This window comes from Gracilibacillus sp. YIM 98692 (genome assembly GCF_010993965.1).
Lineage (GTDB): Bacteria > Bacillota > Bacilli > Bacillales > Amphibacillaceae > Gracilibacillus.
This window is the reverse complement of sequence record NZ_WIXM01000036.1, coordinates 1-16,794: the sequence shown is the minus strand read 5'-3', so window position 1 is coordinate 16,794 and position 16,794 is coordinate 1. Positions and strand designations below refer to the sequence as shown.

Genomic DNA, 16,794 nt, shown 5'->3' with positions numbered 1-16,794 from the left:
GTATGTATCGAGTAGTATTAGTAGATGATGATAAACTTGTTACAAAATTTTTAGAAAAGATGATTCCTTGGGAGGAGTCTGGGTTCGAGGTTATTGCGTCTTTTCAAGATAGTTTACATGCTTATGAATTTTTGATTTCGCATTCATATGATGTATTGATTACAGATATTGGTATGCCACATATGAATGGCATTGAATTAATTTCAAAAATAAAAGAGCAGAATAGCTCATCATATAATGTCGTTTTATCTTGCCATGATGAATTTCATTTTGCACAGCAGGCGCTAAAATTAAACACGTTTGATTATATATTGAAAGAATCGATGGAAGAAGAAGATATTATCCAGGTGATGGGTAGGTTAAAGGAAACGCTAGATCAAACAAAACAAGAAGTTGATTACCAAGACAAAATCAAGAAGTTTATGAAAACGAATAATATGTCTTTAAAATCTAGCTTTCTTGAAAAGATCATCCATGAGTCCTATGTCAAACAGGATGAATGGTGGAAAGAGCAAGAAGAGCTATTAGATATGGACTTTTCACATGGAAGCTATTCCGTCGTTCTTTGTTATATTGATCAGTTTAATGAAGCGATTACTCATTATGAAAATGAAACATTACTTCAATTTAGTATCAATAATGTAATGGAAGAAGTACTTACTAAGTATCAACGAGATGTGCAAATATTTTATTTGCACAAAAAATTCTTTATTCTCTTTCCTTCGAATTCAAACAAATTATCAATCGTTCAACGTACCATCGATTCAGCGTTGGAAGAAATCCAAGGTAAACTAAAAAGTTATTTAGGGGTATCCATGACATCTGTTATCCATCCCGGATGTCAACAACGCGACGGACTTATAGCATCAATACAAGATTTGATAAAGAATGAAGAACAGCGTTTCTATTATCTACACGGAACGATTCAATATTTTGAATGGATGGACTATCAAGAAGCCTCCATTTTTGAACATTACGCTGATGAAGTGGACCAGGTAAAAACTTCCATTTTGAATAGAGATAACGAAAAAGTGATCCAATGGCTGGCTGACAAGTTACAACAAATTAAAATGGAACAACATACGCCGAAAGCGATAAAAGACTGGGCAATGAAGTTAACGTTGGATATTAAAATTAGTTTGAATGCACTACAGCATTTTGAAAATCAGTCATTTAATTCGATGACAAGCCGACTGTTGCAAGAGACAGAAAATTATCAAGAGTTACAATCATTGCTAATGGATATTTTCCATCAATATATGGATCAAGTTCAGAAAATAGATTCTATTTCCAAAAATGAAGAAATCGTCAAAGCGAAAAAGTATGTTTATTCTCACCTTGATCAAAAAATTACTTTAAAAGATATATCTTCTCACTTGCATTTGAACCCGAGTTATTTTAGTCGACTCTTCAAAAAAGAAACAGGGGAAACTTTTATTGAATATGTTACAAGGATAAAAATGGAAAAAGCAATGGAGTGGTTAGATAATAGTACGAAATCAGTCGAACAAATTTCATTAGAGCTAGGTTTTGACAGCAAGAGCTATTTTTTAAAGACATTTAAAAAATTCGCAGGTATTTCACCTAAAAGTTACAAATATAAGGAAGACTATAAACCTATAAATAAGATAGAACTAGATTAATTTGTTCACCAAACAAATTAATTGGTATGGTCACCTATGGAATATAGTTATGTTTAGCTTTTTTAGTTTATTCGACAAATAATTTAAGGAGTGATAGGCATGTTATACCCAATAACTACAGAAACACGTGGACTAATAGACTTAAATGGTGTTTGGAATTTCAAAATAGATCAGGGAAATGGTTTAACTGATAAATGGAATGAGAAACCATTAGAAGATACAATGCCAATGGCGGTTCCAGCATCTTATAATGATTTAGCTGTTACAAGAGAATTACGTAATCATGTTGGATGGATATGGTATGAACGGGATTTCACTGTACCAAATTATATGCTAGACGAACGTGTTGTATTACGTTTTGGATCTGCAACACATGTTGCCAAGGTATTTATTAATGGACAGTTAGTAACGGAACATAAAGGTGGTTTTACACCGTTTGAAATAGCGATTAACGACGTTGTTAAAAAGGGTTCCAATCGTTTAACTGTTGCAGTAAATAATATAGTAGATGAATCAACACTACCGGTAGGTTTATATAACGAAAAAGAAGTAGACGGATTAGGGAAAGTAGTTCGTAACTCACCTAACTTTGATTTCTTTAACTATACAGGTATTCACCGCCCAGTTAAAATTTATACAACACCTAAAACATTTGTAAAAGATGTAACCGTCACCACTGATTTTGAAGGGAATCAAGGATTGATAGATTATCAGGTTGATGTGTCAAGTTCTTCTGAGAATGTAAGTGTTACGGTTATCGATGAAGATGGGAAAGAAGTTGCAAGTGGATCAGGTGAAAGCGGTAGACTGACCATTGAAAATGTGAAGCTTTGGGAACCATTGAATGCTTATTTATATACACTGCGCATTGATTTGAATAATGGTGAAGATATTTATGAACAACCATTTGGTGTCCGCACAGTTGAGGTGAAAGACGGGAAATTCTTAATAAATAATAAGCCGTTCTATTTCAAAGGTTTTGGTAAACATGAAGACACACCTATTCATGGACGTGGATTTAATGAAGCATCTCATGTAATGGATTTTAACTTGATTAAGTGGATCGGAGCGAATTCCTTCCGTACAGCCCATTATCCATATTCGGAAGAAATTATGCGATTAGCTGACCGTGAAGGGATTGTTGTTATCGATGAAACACCTGCAGTAGGTGTTCACTTGAATTTTATGGCAACATTAATGTCAGACGGTAAGAACAGGAAAACCTTTGAAGAGATTCAAACTTTTGAACATCATCAAGATGTGATCCGAGAATTAATTGCAAGGGATAAAAATCACCCATCTGTTGTAATGTGGTCTGTTGCAAATGAGCCTGCAGCTCACGAAGATGGAGCTTATGAGTATTTCAAGCCTCTAGTTGAATTAACAAAAGAACTAGATCCCCAGACTAGACCTGTAACGATTGTAACATTAATCGAGTCGACACCTGAGGATGACAAGGTTGCAGAATTAATCGACGTAATAGCATTAAACCGTTATTATGGTTGGTATCTTAATGGAGGAGATTTAGACGTTGCTAAAATTTACCTCCGCAAAGAATTAGAAGGTTGGAATAAACGTTGTCCAGATAAACCAATCATGTTTACCGAATATGGGGCTGATACTGTAGCAGGACTTCATGACGTAGATGCGGTGATGTTTACAGAGGAGTATCAGAAGGAATATTATCGTGCGAATCATGAAGTATTTGATGAATTTGATAATTTTATTGGTGAGCAGGTATGGAATTTTGCAGATTTTGAAACAAGTCAAGGTATCGTTCGTGTACAAGGTAATAAAAAAGGTATCTTTACACGCGAACGCAAACCAAAAGGGGTAGCGTTTGATTTGAAAAAACGTTGGACAAATATTCCGGACTTCGGTTACAAGAATTAAAGGTATGTGTGTGTATTTGGGATATCCAAGTACACACAAGTATATGTTTTCATTAAAGTGGATCCTTTACGTGCAACTAGGCTGCCGCACTGCGCCATAGCTTAGGCGGATAGTCAAGCTTTCTTTATCTGTTAGTATTTCCAAAAATCTATACTATAATAGAGTTATAATCATAGAAAAGAGCGGTTAATAGATGAAGTGGCAATTATTATTTTCAGCACTAATATTTTTCTTGCTATCACCTGTTACATATGCAGAAGCAAGTAATCTATCAGTAGCTGAAATAAAAGAAAAGATTACGAGTGTTGCAATAGAGGAAGAGGTACCTCCTGAAATTTTAAAAGCGATTGCGTTTATCGAAACCGATTATGAGCATTTTAATGAAGACGGGGAGCCTAATATATCGGATGATGGCGTTATTGGAGTCATGCAGGTGACGCCTGATAATATTGACTTGGAAGTGGATGAAGATCGGTTGGAAGCTATTAGTATACAAGCGGGAACATTTTGCTTTATTTCTTTATCGATATTTAACAGAAGTAGAATCATAAGAAAAAGACACAAAGATGATAACATCTTTGTGTCTTTTTAGTTAAGCTGCCTTTTTCTCATTGGAAACTTGTTGATATTTCCTTTTCTGCACATTACCTATAATAAATTGGCTGTAAGGAATAAAGGAGATTAGTTTCATAATAGTCATGGTTAATGAAAGAGTAACAATAAATAATACGCCTACTTGCAATGATGTAGAACCAAAATAAGGAACTACGATAGGTGCTATAAATCGCTGTACTTGCCAATGAATCAGATAAATACCAAATGAATAATTGCTGATTGTATTAATGATGCTTAGATTAGGCATCCACTTATGAATACTTATCAGAAAAAGAGAAACAAAGGTTGTCAGGAAGATTAAATCCAATCTTCTGGAGTTTACAGTCCTTTCTCCTAAATAAAAAGATAGTACAACCACTGCGATAGACAATAACACCCCAATAAAAAGGCTGATTTTATATTTACTTAATTGTTCTTTGATCGTGTTGTAATAACGACCGATCAAATAAGCTATTGCAAAATACCCTATCCAAGCAGAAAATAAAATTCTTTCTCTTGCTAAAACATCAGAAAGGAATGCCGGTTCTAGTTTTACGATACTATGGTGAATGATCATGATTAGGAAACTGAACGGCACAAAAACTGCTGCTGGTATTCGAAAACGTGTAATTAAAAAGTGTAATATATAAAATTGCATAATTACTAATACAAAAAAGCCTTCAAATGTACCAAACAGTAAGTTGTTTTTGATTCTTAGCAATAGATCTATATACGGATATTGTTGCTTGGTCAATATGGCATCTATCAGCCCAAAAATGATATAAGGTATCAATATAAATTTCAGTCTTTTTGTAAAAAAGCCCTTCGGTATTTTTTGATGATATTTATTTGCTAATATAATTTCAGATAACAAAATAAACGTAGGCGTAGCGTAACAGAACAGAATTCGAATAATGTCGTATATATCCCCTATATCCGGTCTTCCAACTACAATTCGAGTATACGTATTACTATGCAGAAAAACGATACTGAGGCAAGCTAAAACTCTTATATAATTCCATTCTTTTATCATATGAAACATCCAATCTAAAAAAAATACTTCATTAGATTACTATGTATCCATGCATATGTCAATTGCTGATTCAATTAACTCCCGAATGCCGAAATGAAAGACTCCCTCAAAAAATAGATAGGTGGATTCGAATGTATAGGTAATAAAAAGTTTAATAGAAAAGGAAAATCACACAATGAAAAAAACAAGAATAGAATCCATCTATATATTACGTTTGACAGCAATGCTAATGGTGGTGTTGGTGCATACGGTTGGTGTGTATAATGAAAGTTTCGATGTGTTAAGCGGCGCCTTTCAGAAGTATCATTTTCTAAGCAGAATGATCCGTGTCGAAGCTGGTATATTTATTTTGTTAACAGGTCTTGTGTTCTTTTTTAATTATGCTCAAAAAGAATGGAACAAGGCGAGTCTGATTGATTATTACAAAAAAAGAGCGATGTTCATTGTCGTTCCATATCTTATATGGGCTTTGATTTATGAGTGGTATGCCCATGTCAAAATTGATAGAGAGCTGATATTTTCAGAGGTAGTCTCTCGTATTTTACAAGGTGAATCTTACTATCAGCTTTATTTTATCTTTATTATCGTCCAAATTTATTTAGTGCTTCCGCTATTTGTCTGGGCAACACAAAATTGCGATTTTGTACGAAAATATTTATGGATCATCGGAATTGTCTTACACCTGATCTATATTTTCATACAAAACACCTTTGATTTATCCGCTCACAACCTATTTTTTAACAAAATTTCGTTATTCCTATTAGGTGGCTGGATCGGATTGCACTACTTAAAAGAAAAGGAAAAAGCAAGCAAATGGATACCAACAGCAGTCATTGGAGTCATCGCATTAGGCATAGGCAGTGTATTGTTCTATTTACATTATGCCGGCTATACACTGAACCAAATCCAAGTGTACAGTCCTGTTTATAAATTAACCGAACTGGGTTACCTTGTTTTAGGAAGTTATTTTTTCTTTAAGTTATCTGAAAAAATAACCAGTCGTTTAAGTACCAAACACCTTGGTAAGTTAAAGCATGTAGCGGTATATTCATTTGGCTATTATTTAATCCATCCGTTAGTGCTCAAAGAGGTAGCGGGATTTACTACCGTCCGAACGAATTACTGGTTCCACTTTGATATTACGGTACGCTATGTGCTGACGGTCGTGCTATGTTTTGTCATTATTTGGCTGACACATCGATTCGTCCCATTCGCACAACTATTTTTCGGAAAACTCCCAGCACGGCGTAAAAAAGAGATTGTTTCCGAAAGCCATCAATGGAGCATGCGAAACTCCTCATAATGATTGACTTAGGGTAAGTAGTTCACTTTCTATCGAGAAAAACTAAAAAATAAGCGAAATATGGATTTAGTATGCTTTTTGTATGCTAAATAAAACGATAAGTGTCATTTTCATTGTATTACTTATTGATTTGGTATTTATTCAGCGGTTAAGTGCCAAGTTTATTAGAGCAGTCTTGATTTTGGCACTTATCACCGTTATAAGTGTCATTTTTGGTAGTGTGGTGATTCATTTTGGTACTTAACCTTGTGATATTATTAATTGCTTGGACAGTTAATTGAAAACATATTAATACAGGGCATTTAAGTCCCTTTCTTTAAGGGGAAACGGATAATCCTAATGAATAGTCTAAATATGAATCAGTAGTTTAAGGAATAGTTAACCAAATCGGAGTCTAAACTTGAACTCCAGTAATACGCATTCTCTTCAGAAGCTTAAGTATGTTTTAAAGCGTGTTGCAAATGATAAAAATGTAAGATATTTAAACCTATATATCATCGTATTTGATGGAGGTAAATATGGACGAAAAAAGAAGATTTGAAAAGCAGGTAGAAAATGTTCGAGAAGAGACGAATAGTTCAGCTGTATTAAATGATGTGGTAGATACGGAATTTGAACAGTATCCTGGACAGAATGAAAGCATCATGGAAGAAGATCCACTTACTCCCTCTCAAGAGATTCTTCAAGATCAAGTGTATGGGAAAACATGGAATAGAATAACGGAAGAACGAAGAGAAGAACGGGGTAGATAGATTTCTGTTGTTCCAACCACAATCTGTGTCAGGCACTCGTTTCGGACAATTGTCCGTGAACGGTGCTGGCACTTTTTCGTTTTAAAGGATCAATCCTTGTTTAAGTAACGGAGGCAAGAGTGGAACAAGAGTTGGCAATGCCTTTTGCTTATTAAGTAAATGGCAGAAGCGCAATTTATTTTGGTAGAAAAGAGAAAGACTTGATATAATAAGGAAGGAAAAAGGAGTGAACACGCCATGCCAGTTCGACCGTATATACAAGGAGACGAACACCAGATTATCGCATTATTTGAAAAAGTGTTTGGCCATAAGATATCTTTAGACGAATGGAAATGGAAATTTTTACAGACCCCAAATGACTCTAATCCGTTTATCCTTTTATATGAAGAAAATGATCAAATCCTAGGACATATTAGCTTATGGGTGCAAGATGCCTTTATTGATAAGAAAAAAACGAAAATAGGAACGAGAGTAGATACGATGGTAGATCCTGATGCGAGAGGGAAGGGGATCTATAAACAATTAAATCAAGCACTGCTTCCTTATGCGGAGGAAGAAGGGATAGAACTATTATATGGTTTTCCAGCTGAGACAGCGAAAAAGCTTTTTATTCGTTATACGAATGCACAACATATCGTTGATGTACCTAGGCTTATGTACATATTGAGGCCAGTGGAAGCCATGACGAAAAAATTCTCTTTTTTAAAATGGTTCAAACTATTAGATCAACCTATCGCAGCATTTCGGTTACGCCCTTTTAAACAACATCATGATGGGATTCAAGAAATCACCAGATGTGACGAAAGATTTGATGCGTTACAGGAGAATGGAAAAGCTCATTTTGAAGTGAAACTCAATCGTCACAAGGATTACTTGAATTGGCGTTATTTTGATCATCCTGAGCGCAATTATCAAATGCTTGCTTACATAGATAATGATGAAGTGAAAGGCTATATGGTGTATCGCATAACAGAGCCTGATGCGAATGGATTTTGTAATGGAATGTTGATCGATATGGATGTTGCAGATTGGGATAATGACAAGGTGATCCAAGCCTTAATAGAAACGGCAGTCACTCGAATGAAAAAGGCAACAGTGATACAAGCCTGGGCATTATCCCATATGCCGACTTATCACAGGTTAAAAAAATACGGCTTCATACATAAAGACTCCCCAATGCCAATGGTAGCCAAAGAAACCACAGCAGATCCTATTTATACAAAGGATATAGAAAAATGGTACATAACGAATGGGGATCTTGACTCATTCTAAACCAAAAGAGTCCATAGACCTAAACCAAATGACCGATGCAAAAGGAAAGCCCTGTGAAATTATTCTTCACAGGGCTTTTTGCGTATAATAAAAGGCTCTACGTCAAATGATGGAAAGCAGAATAAGCTGCGAAAGATGCGAGACTCCTGCGGGAAAAGCAACAGCTGAAGATCCCGCAGGAAGTGGTTGTTACTTCCGAGGAAGCTGAAGCGTTGCCCGCGGAAAGCGAGTATCTTTACGCAGCGTCGAATAAGCACTCATCTTTGAAAAGAACACATATAAGTATGATAAAAAAATAAAACACCGACTCAGACGGCGTTTCTGTCCTAATCGGTGCTACTAAGGGAGCATTATTCAGTCGTTTTTAGTTTTCACTTTTAAATTCATATAAAGTAAAACCATAGACATCGCTAAGTATATATTAACTGCTGGTGCCACCCATACGTGCCCAGCTATTAATGCGATACCTAATCCAAGTAATATAGAGACCATAAGTCCTATATTTTCTATCTTAACAACTTCTTGAAAGTTTGTAAATAGATTTTTTACAACTGTCCAAATTAATAGGAACAATGGAAACATCACTAAAAGGAAACCAACGATACCATAAGAGAAGAAGATATCAAAAAAATCCATCTCTATCGTCTTACGGTTATTAATATAATTGCCCGCATAACCCATCCCAAGAATTTTTTGGGATACATCTGCCCGTACCATTTGATTCAATTGCCATGTAAAATAAATTTGTCTAGAACTTAAAATTTTGTTAATAATCGGTGCATCTAATTCAAAGGTAATGCGTGTATCTTCACCTTCCACAATCTCTTCCTCTTCGTCTTTTCCGTCTTGATTACCACCATCGTTCGTATTCCCATCATTTTCTTCTTCCCCTTCATCTTCATCAGTGAGCAAGTCTTCAAACCCTTTATCTATATCATTTTGGTCAGGGGCTGGCATATCTACAGACAAGTTTTGATAACCAGGTGTAAAAGGAGAGAAAATAAAAAGCATCGCAAGAAAACCTAAACTAAACACTAGCTTTTGTAAGAATGAACCATGCTCGGTCTTCTTTTGGAAAAACAAAATAAGAAAGTGAATCACCGTAAAAAGACTGAGTAATATACTCGTAATGATAACAGCGAATAAACCAACTTTAGTGCCTACAATGCCGCCAGTAATCCCGATAATCACAGCGGGTATCCAGTATCGGAAATCACGCCATTGTTCTGTTTTCCTCAATCCATACACATAAGCTAGCGGAAAACCGATAGCAAGCAAGGCGCTTAATTCATTAGCGGAATAAAACCAACCTTTAAATCCGCCTTTTACCCATTCATAAGAATTAACAGAAGTGTTAGTAAGAATCGCAATAAAAATGCTGACCGAGACAATCAGCAATGCATAGACAATATAATGTAATAATCTTGCTTTTGTCTGCTCCAACATTTTCCGGTTAGAGAAAAGCAACAGCATGGAGCAAAGCATCACGGAGAAATATAATGTTTTCGTCAGCCATTGCACTTCGATAAACAAATTGAAGACAGGCTTTTGGAAGAAGTTATTGATAAAGCCAATTCCGAGAACGGCAATCAATAACGCTAAATAACCGACAATATATTTTTTATAGGGGTGTTCACTGCCAAAGAAAATATAAAGAAGGGCAACACCCATAAATAAAACACGAACGACAATTCCTACGGTAAGGCTAATATCTAAATAACGGATCGTTAATGCCGTTAATATATCTAGAATTGGTTGAAACAGAATAAATAATGTGAGTATGAAAAAAAACCTTTCATTATTTAATAACTTTGACATTGGTCATATAAACCCCTTTTCAATCATTTAAAGACAATCATTCAAAGTATATCGTAATTTATATTATGTTGTCCATCATACGTTATGTAAAAATTTTGTGTAATTTTTATGGTAAATGAAGCCTTTTTTATCGAAATGAATATTTTAGGAAAAAAAACTCTCGAAAAATCTTGTAGAACCATATAAAATAGAAGAGTCTGATAGTTTTGAAGAGGGGAGGAGAACAATCAAAATCTATGAAAAACTTCATATATTCTATCGGTAAAATGGCAGCGCTCTTGACCTTGTTTACATTGGTTCTGCCAAGCGCCTATGCCGAAGCAGCAGAAGAGGATGATTCCAAGGAAACGTTGCACTTATTGACTGTACAGGATTCACTTGAAGTACAGCATGAGGAGACGTTGTTCGGTACTTTGGAAGAAGATACATCCATTGTAGTCAGTGAACTAGCGGAAGAAGAGTATCTACTGCAATGGGGACAAGAAGAAATCATCCTAGATTCAGCCGTTATAGATGAGCATCTCCTTGAACCATTGGAGACTGAAGAAGCAGAGGAAGAACAAGAATCAACACAAAAAACGACATTATCTGCTGAAACGGTGTTATATCAAGACAACCAATGGGAGAGACGAGCAGGAGAAGTATTAGAAGACGTAACGGTTTCTGTTATTTCGGAAACAGATGAGTACATAGAGATAGAGCTAGCTCAGCAATCTTTTTATGTTCAAACATCTGATGATAGTACGGAAGAAGCAGTCGAAGAGGATACAACCGAGGAAAGTAACGAACAGGAATCCAATCCTGTAGAAAACGATACAGAGCAGCAAAAAGAAGAGGAAGCGGATCAAGGCGAAGAGCAGGCAACAGAATCTGAGGAATCGGACGCATCTGAGGAATCAGAATCTGCAGAATCGGAGCAGGCAACGACAGAAGAGGAACAAGCATCTGAAGAAGATACGGCTTCTGAAGAAGAAAGCACCGAGGAAGAGCCATCCACTGAAGAAAACACGGAAGAAACATCAACGGAAGAGAACGATACAGACGAAACCATGGAAATAGCAGAAGCTGACGCCCAATTTTCTGATTCGGATCAATATTTTGAAGTCACGGTGTCCAATTTGACGGTTTACGATAACAGCTCAGGAAGCTTAGAGTCTGTTGGGAAACTGAAAAAAGGACAAGTCTTCAAACGTATCAAAAGTGTCGGAAATTGGCATAAGATCCAATTTGCTGAAAAAACCGGCTATGTCTGGAAAGAGGCGACAAAACCTGCATCGGAAGAATCTGTTCAGAACTGGACAAGTCCTTCTAGTCACAGTCATAAAGCGAGAGCATGGGAAAACTTAACCGTCTATGACAACTCTGGCGATTCACTAGAACTGTTTGCTCAAATTTATGCTGGTAATGAATTCCAATATGTAAAGCAAGTTGGGTCATGGCTTATCGTAGAAATTGGCGGAAGAACCGGTTATGTTTACGAGCCTGCTGCAATCAAACCTTTTACCAATGACACCAAATACTTCGAGGTGCTAGTAGACTATCAATCTATCTATGATAATAGCTCTGGCAGTTTAGAAAAAACCGGTGTGTTGCGTGAAGGGGAAGTGTATGAGCGAGTAGCGGACTATGGCAATTGGCATAAAATCATGGTGGCTGGTGAACCAAGGTATGTATTAAAGTCGACGACAAAGCCTGCGAGCAAGTCAGCAGAGTCCAATTGGTATTCAGCTAGTGATTACCAAAGCAGAGAGCTCACTGCTCTTGAGCGCTTAACCATCTATGATAATTCATCTGGTTCTCTTGTTCCTTTTGGTTATATCGAAGAGGGCGAATCGATTAACTATGTGAGAACAGTTGGAAACTGGGCGATCATTGACTACGGTGGAAGAAAAGGTTATGTTTATGAGCCAGCAACAAGCCGTACATTTAAAGATTCGGACCAATATTTTGAAGTATTAAAAGATGGGCTGACGATTTATGATAAGAGCTCAGGAAGCTTGAAACGAGCAGGTACGTTGCCAAAAGGTGCTGTCTTAGAACGTACACGAGATTTAGGGAACTGGCATCAATTGGAATTTGGCGATAGAAATGCCTATGTTTGGAAAGCAGATACGAAACCAAGCTCTGCACCGCCAAATAGAAGCGATGATCCGAGCTATCAACGTGATAAGCTGACATTTTCCCAAACAGCTATCGTACAGGACAATTCATCCGGCTCTTTAAAAGCATTTGCTAAAATGGATAAAGGTCAAGTTTATCCTTATATTCGTCGTGTTGGCAATTGGTATGAGATCGATCTTGGCGGCAGAATTGGCTACATTTATCACACTGCTGTAGAGGATAAGCGTCAATTTACCTATAGTAGCTATTCGCACGATTATGAAAGCATGCTAGACGAGCAAATGAAGAGAACGCCTAAAGTAGATGGAGCTGGGAAATATTTAGCAAGTAAAGAGCTAGTATCCTATTATGCGCACCCAGAATCTTTCGATAGAGACTCTAGCGCCTATCTGCAGTTCTTGATTTTGTCTCAATCGGCCAATTTAAACGCTGATGAGATCAATGAGAAAGTGCTGAAAGGAAAAGGTACTTTAGAAGGTACAGCAGAAGCATTTATTGAAGCAGGTGAAAAATATAATGTGAATGAAGCGTACCTGATTGCTCATGCCTTGCATGAGACAGCTCACGGGAAATCTACCCTTGCACAAGGAGTAGAAGTCAATGGCAAGACCGTTTACAATATGTACGGGATTAAAGCGTATGACTCATGCCCAACAAAATGCGGGTCTGAGCATGCCTATGACGAAGAATGGTTTACACCAGAAGCGGCTGTGATTGGCGGAGCGAAATTTATAGCGGAAGGCTGGATTGAAAGAGGACAAGATACGCTTTATAAAATGCGCTGGAATCCAAGCAGCCCTGGCTATCCGCAATACGCGACACATGTAAGTTGGGCGATTATTCAAACGAAAAATATAGCTGAGATCTATAATTCATTAGACAGCTACACATTGAAATTCGATGTACCAGAATATAAAAATCAGCCGAGTCCAAGCGCTATGCCAACTGCTGGGGACCGATATTATGTAGATATCTCTTCAGCAGGTACGAAAGCTGAGACGACAACCGATTTGAACCTTCGTGAAGGACCATCCACTAGCTTTAGCAAAGTCCGAATGATGGACAAAGGAGAAAAGCTAGAAATCCTTGGTGAGAATGGCGATTGGTATAAGCTGCAAGCAGGCAGTGACACTGGCTGGGCACATGGTGATTATATTAAATTCAGCCAACAGTTAAAAGTAGTCGGTATTCACAGTGATAGTGTATTACGTGTACGTGACGAACCTTCAACAGATGGAGATGTCATCGGAGAATTGAACAATAACGAATATGTTACTGGTGATCTGGACGAAGATGATAACTTTATTAAAGAAGACGGTTGGTACAAAATTATCTATGATAACCAAACCGGTTGGGTACACGGTGACTTTATCGAAGAACAATAAGTGTCTCTAAGGAGGCACTTATTTCTTTTTTTGATAACATTAGAAGAATATTCCATATATTTGTTCCGCGTTAATTTCCGAAGCGGTATCTTAGCACTTTCTAACCTAGAAGAAATGAAAAGCAGGTATAGAAAAAAGCTCGTATCAAATCCTATCCATAGTTGTCAAAATCTAACCAATTGATTATAATCCTTATTAGCTTGATCATCCGTGACACGCTATTTAACATTTATATTGGAGATGAAAGAAAATGACCGATTTAAAAGCACCAGAAAAGAGATTCCGTCCGGAAATTGAAGGCGTAAGAGTGCTTGCTGCCTTTTTAGTAGCAATCTACCATATTTGGTTAGGCTCTGTTTCCGGGGGTGTAGATGTTTTCTTTATCGTATCTGGCTATTTAATTACCACCTCCTTATTATCGAAAATGATAAAAGAAGGAAAAGTGAATATATTCGAATATTTACTCGGCCTTATGAGAAGATTGTTGCCCTTAGCACTAACCGTTTCCTTCTTTGTTACCATAGGCGCTATTTATATTTTGCCGCAATCCCGTTGGAGTGACACGATACCAGAGATTTTCGCTTCTATTTTTTATTATCAAAACTGGCAATTAGCCTTTAATGCGGTCGATTACTTAGCACAAAACAATGCAGCAAGTCCATTCCAGCATTTTTGGGCGTTATCGCTTCAAGGTCAGTTTTATGTGACCTGGCCAATTGTGATTTTTATCGCTTATTTGATCGCAAGAAAAATATTGAAAACACCTGTCAGAAAAACACTATTAGCGATATTATCAATCATTTTTATTGCTTCTTTAAGCTATTCGATTTATATCACGACCGTCAATCAGCCGTGGGCCTATTTTGATTCTTTTGCCCGTGTGTGGGAATTTAGTTTAGGTGGGATATTGGCACTTTTAATTCCTTACTTATCATGGAAAAAATCAGTGAACCTTATTGTTGGATGGCTCGGTTTTGCTATCATATCGTTAACAGGAATCATTTTGCCCGTAACAGATGTGTTTCCAGGGTATGCTGCCTTATTGCCGACATTTGGTGTTATTCTCGTCATTGTATCAGCGGAAAATGCCAGCAAATATGGCGTGCAGCGCTTCTTAGGATCCAAGCCATTGCTATACTTGGGCAGCATGTCATATGCCTTTTATCTATGGCACTGGCCGCTATTAATTTTCTATTTATCTTACTTTGGCGTAGAGCAGGCCTCGTTTATAGGCGGGGTGGCGATCATTCTCACGGCACTTGTGTTATCTTTTGCCTCTACCAAAATGCTAGAAACACCTGTACGCAAAATTAGTGTAAAACAGTCAAAAGTCCGCCTAGCAACCGTACTCGTTTGCTTCCTATTACCAGTTGTAGCTGTTGGTACGTCATGGAATATCCATGTCAAGGAAACATTAGCAGAGATTAACGAGGAAACCGATGCGGAAGAAGAACTGGATGCACCATCTATCCATGATCATATCGGTGAGGCACCTAGCGGGGAATTAACCCCACCGCTTTTACAAGCGCCAGGAGATTTAGCTGAATTTTATGATGATAAAGAGTGCTACTCCAGTACAACTGACCCAGAAGCAAAGATTTGTTACAGAGGCAACACCGATAATCCTGATTATACCGTTGCGCTCGTTGGCGGATCGCATTCTGGTCACTGGTATCCGCCATTAAAAGAGTTATCGGAAAGCTTAAACTTTGAAATTGAATTATATAATAAAGATGCTTGTCGCTTTTCCACCAATGATTTCGATGGAAAGCTCTCCGAATCCTGTATGGAATGGAACGACAACATCTTAGAACCAATGCTGGAAAACCCTCCAGACCTAATCTTCACTACCGCTAGCGTTGCTGGTGGCAGTACCGTCCCTAGTGGATATATCGGTATGTGGGAGAAACTGGAAGGAATTACTGAAGTGCTAGCCGTTAGAGATAATCCGAGAATGCCCGAAAAAGTTCCGCAATGTATCGAGGAAAAAGGATTCGAGGAATGCACTGTAAAACGGAAATATGTCCTATCAGAAGAAATTCCTTGGGAAAAAACCGAGAACATCCCAGACAACGTAACTTTCGCAGACTTATCGGATTACTTCTGTGACGAGGAAGCATGCTACCCTGTCATAGGCGACGTGATTGTATACCGTGATCAACATCACCTCACAGCCACATACGCCAGGACACTAGCAGAACCATTAAGAGAATACTTTTTAGAAGCCTTTGAAAAAATTGATCAGAAATAAGGGAAACAAGGTTGGGACAAAAGAATACGATAATCCGGACGCATTCATTTTCACATTGTTCGGATTTTCGTATTTTAGAAGAGTTCTTTGCATCGCTTCGTCAAAATACTTCGCTTTCCGTGGGCACGGCTTCAGCTAACTTGGTGAAGAAGAACACTTCACCAAGTGGATCTTCAGCCCGTGCTGTTCCCACAGGAGTCTCCGTATTTTGACTCCGCTTAGTATCTGCGTTTAAGATTTATTGTTCGTCTTCTGAGTTAATACTATGTTTTGACCCAGCCTCGTTTATTTTTAGCACTATAGGAAGTATAAAATTCATTCGTAGTAGCCATAAACTGCGCAGTAACATTGGGAATTTTCCCTCCACTTGTCTCGATGAGTGCGTAATCGTCGCTGCGGAAAAACACTCGCTTTCCGGGGGCAGCACCTCAGCCTCCTCGTTCACCAAACCCGTTCACTGTGGGGTCTTCGGAAGCTGCTCTTCGAAGCCACTGAAAAAGTCCTCCATTTTTTAGGAGGACTTTTTTGTGTTCCATTCTACTTAAAACATGAGCTGCCCCTATCGCTCCGGTAGAACACTCCGCGTCTAGTGGGGACGGCTTCAGCCTCCTCGGCAAAAATTCGCTGCCTGCGGGGTCTTCAGACGCGTCCTGGTTCCACTAGAGTTATAATGAACGAAACTAGCCCCTGATTCGTAATATCGTAGGTTAATTCGGGTATTGATTAGTA

10 protein-coding genes are annotated in these 16,794 nt (G+C 37.7%); 8 read left to right on the top strand and 2 right to left on the bottom strand.

Annotated features, from left to right (window positions below):
- The first annotated feature begins 2 nt into the window (after positions 1–2).
- The 3 genes from GHD00_RS18555 to GHD00_RS18545 all read left to right on the top strand — a co-directional run bounded on the left by GHD00_RS18555 (position 3) and on the right by GHD00_RS18545 (position 4,128).
- On the top strand, positions 3–1,643 hold the full coding sequence (locus tag GHD00_RS18555; RefSeq protein ID WP_163539700.1) for a response regulator transcription factor: 1,641 nt from the start codon (positions 3–5) through the stop codon (positions 1,641–1,643).
- Positions 1,644–1,742: 99 nt separating this feature from the next.
- Positions 1,743–3,536, top strand: coding sequence for a beta-glucuronidase (gene uidA, locus GHD00_RS18550; protein ID WP_163539699.1), 1,794 nt, complete (start codon positions 1,743–1,745; stop codon positions 3,534–3,536).
- A gap of 193 nt (positions 3,537–3,729) precedes the next feature.
- A complete protein-coding gene (locus GHD00_RS18545; RefSeq protein ID WP_163539698.1) occupies positions 3,730–4,128 on the top strand; it encodes a lytic transglycosylase domain-containing protein in 399 nt (132 codons plus the stop codon).
- Here the strand turns inward: GHD00_RS18545 and GHD00_RS18540 are convergent, their stop codons facing one another.
- A complete protein-coding gene (locus GHD00_RS18540) occupies positions 4,129–5,163 on the bottom strand; it encodes an acyltransferase family protein (RefSeq protein WP_163539697.1) in 1,035 nt (344 codons plus the stop codon). It abuts the gene before it with no gap.
- Positions 5,164–5,338: 175 nt separating this feature from the next.
- Here GHD00_RS18540 and GHD00_RS18535 point away from each other — a divergent pair, with 175 nt between their 5' ends.
- The 3 genes from GHD00_RS18535 (at position 5,339) to GHD00_RS18520 (ending at position 8,490) form a co-directional block, all read left to right on the top strand.
- Positions 5,339–6,466: an acyltransferase gene (locus tag GHD00_RS18535; protein WP_163539696.1), complete on the top strand. Its 1,128-nt coding sequence runs from the start codon at positions 5,339–5,341 to the stop codon at positions 6,464–6,466.
- A gap of 518 nt (positions 6,467–6,984) precedes the next feature.
- The gene (locus tag GHD00_RS18525) at positions 6,985–7,218 is read left to right on the top strand and encodes a hypothetical protein (protein WP_163539694.1); all 234 of its coding nucleotides are present in this window, start codon (positions 6,985–6,987) and stop codon (positions 7,216–7,218) included.
- 237 nt (positions 7,219–7,455) lie between these two features.
- Positions 7,456–8,490: a GNAT family N-acetyltransferase gene (locus GHD00_RS18520; RefSeq protein WP_163539693.1), complete on the top strand. Its 1,035-nt coding sequence runs from the start codon at positions 7,456–7,458 to the stop codon at positions 8,488–8,490.
- 354 nt (positions 8,491–8,844) lie between these two features.
- On the opposite strand, the gene GHD00_RS18515 is transcribed toward GHD00_RS18520, so the two are convergent.
- Entirely contained in the window at positions 8,845–10,308 is a 1,464-nt protein-coding gene (locus GHD00_RS18515; protein WP_163539692.1) for an O-antigen ligase family protein, read from the bottom strand.
- Positions 10,309–10,544: 236 nt separating this feature from the next.
- Between GHD00_RS18515 and GHD00_RS18510 the strand changes: the two genes are divergently transcribed.
- Together GHD00_RS18510 and GHD00_RS18505 are read left to right on the top strand one after the other, a co-directional pair.
- Entirely contained in the window at positions 10,545–13,814 is a 3,270-nt protein-coding gene (locus GHD00_RS18510) for an SH3 domain-containing protein (protein WP_163539691.1), read from the top strand.
- Between the two features lie 250 nt (positions 13,815–14,064).
- The gene (locus tag GHD00_RS18505) at positions 14,065–16,065 is read left to right on the top strand and encodes an acyltransferase family protein (RefSeq protein ID WP_163539690.1); all 2,001 of its coding nucleotides are present in this window, start codon (positions 14,065–14,067) and stop codon (positions 16,063–16,065) included.
- The last annotated feature ends 729 nt before the right edge of the window (positions 16,066–16,794 follow it).

Bases quoted from the DNA above. Each gene is read 5' to 3' on its own strand.
- GHD00_RS18555 (WP_163539700.1), top strand. From the start codon at position 3: ATGTATCGAGTAGTATTAGTAGATGATGATAAACTTGTTACAAAATTT.
- GHD00_RS18505 (WP_163539690.1), top strand. From the start codon at position 14,065: ATGACCGATTTAAAAGCACCAGAAAAGAGATTCCGTCCGGAAATTGAA.
- GHD00_RS18520 (WP_163539693.1), top strand. From the start codon at position 7,456: ATGCCAGTTCGACCGTATATACAAGGAGACGAACACCAGATTATCGCA.
- GHD00_RS18525 (WP_163539694.1), top strand. From the start codon at position 6,985: ATGGACGAAAAAAGAAGATTTGAAAAGCAGGTAGAAAATGTTCGAGAA.
- GHD00_RS18515 (WP_163539692.1), bottom strand. From the start codon at position 10,308: ATGTCAAAGTTATTAAATAATGAAAGGTTTTTTTTCATACTCACATTA.
- uidA (WP_163539699.1), top strand. From the start codon at position 1,743: ATGTTATACCCAATAACTACAGAAACACGTGGACTAATAGACTTAAAT.
- GHD00_RS18510 (WP_163539691.1), top strand. From the start codon at position 10,545: ATGAAAAACTTCATATATTCTATCGGTAAAATGGCAGCGCTCTTGACC.
- GHD00_RS18540 (WP_163539697.1), bottom strand. From the start codon at position 5,163: ATGATAAAAGAATGGAATTATATAAGAGTTTTAGCTTGCCTCAGTATC.
- GHD00_RS18535 (WP_163539696.1), top strand. From the start codon at position 5,339: ATGAAAAAAACAAGAATAGAATCCATCTATATATTACGTTTGACAGCA.
- GHD00_RS18545 (WP_163539698.1), top strand. From the start codon at position 3,730: ATGAAGTGGCAATTATTATTTTCAGCACTAATATTTTTCTTGCTATCA.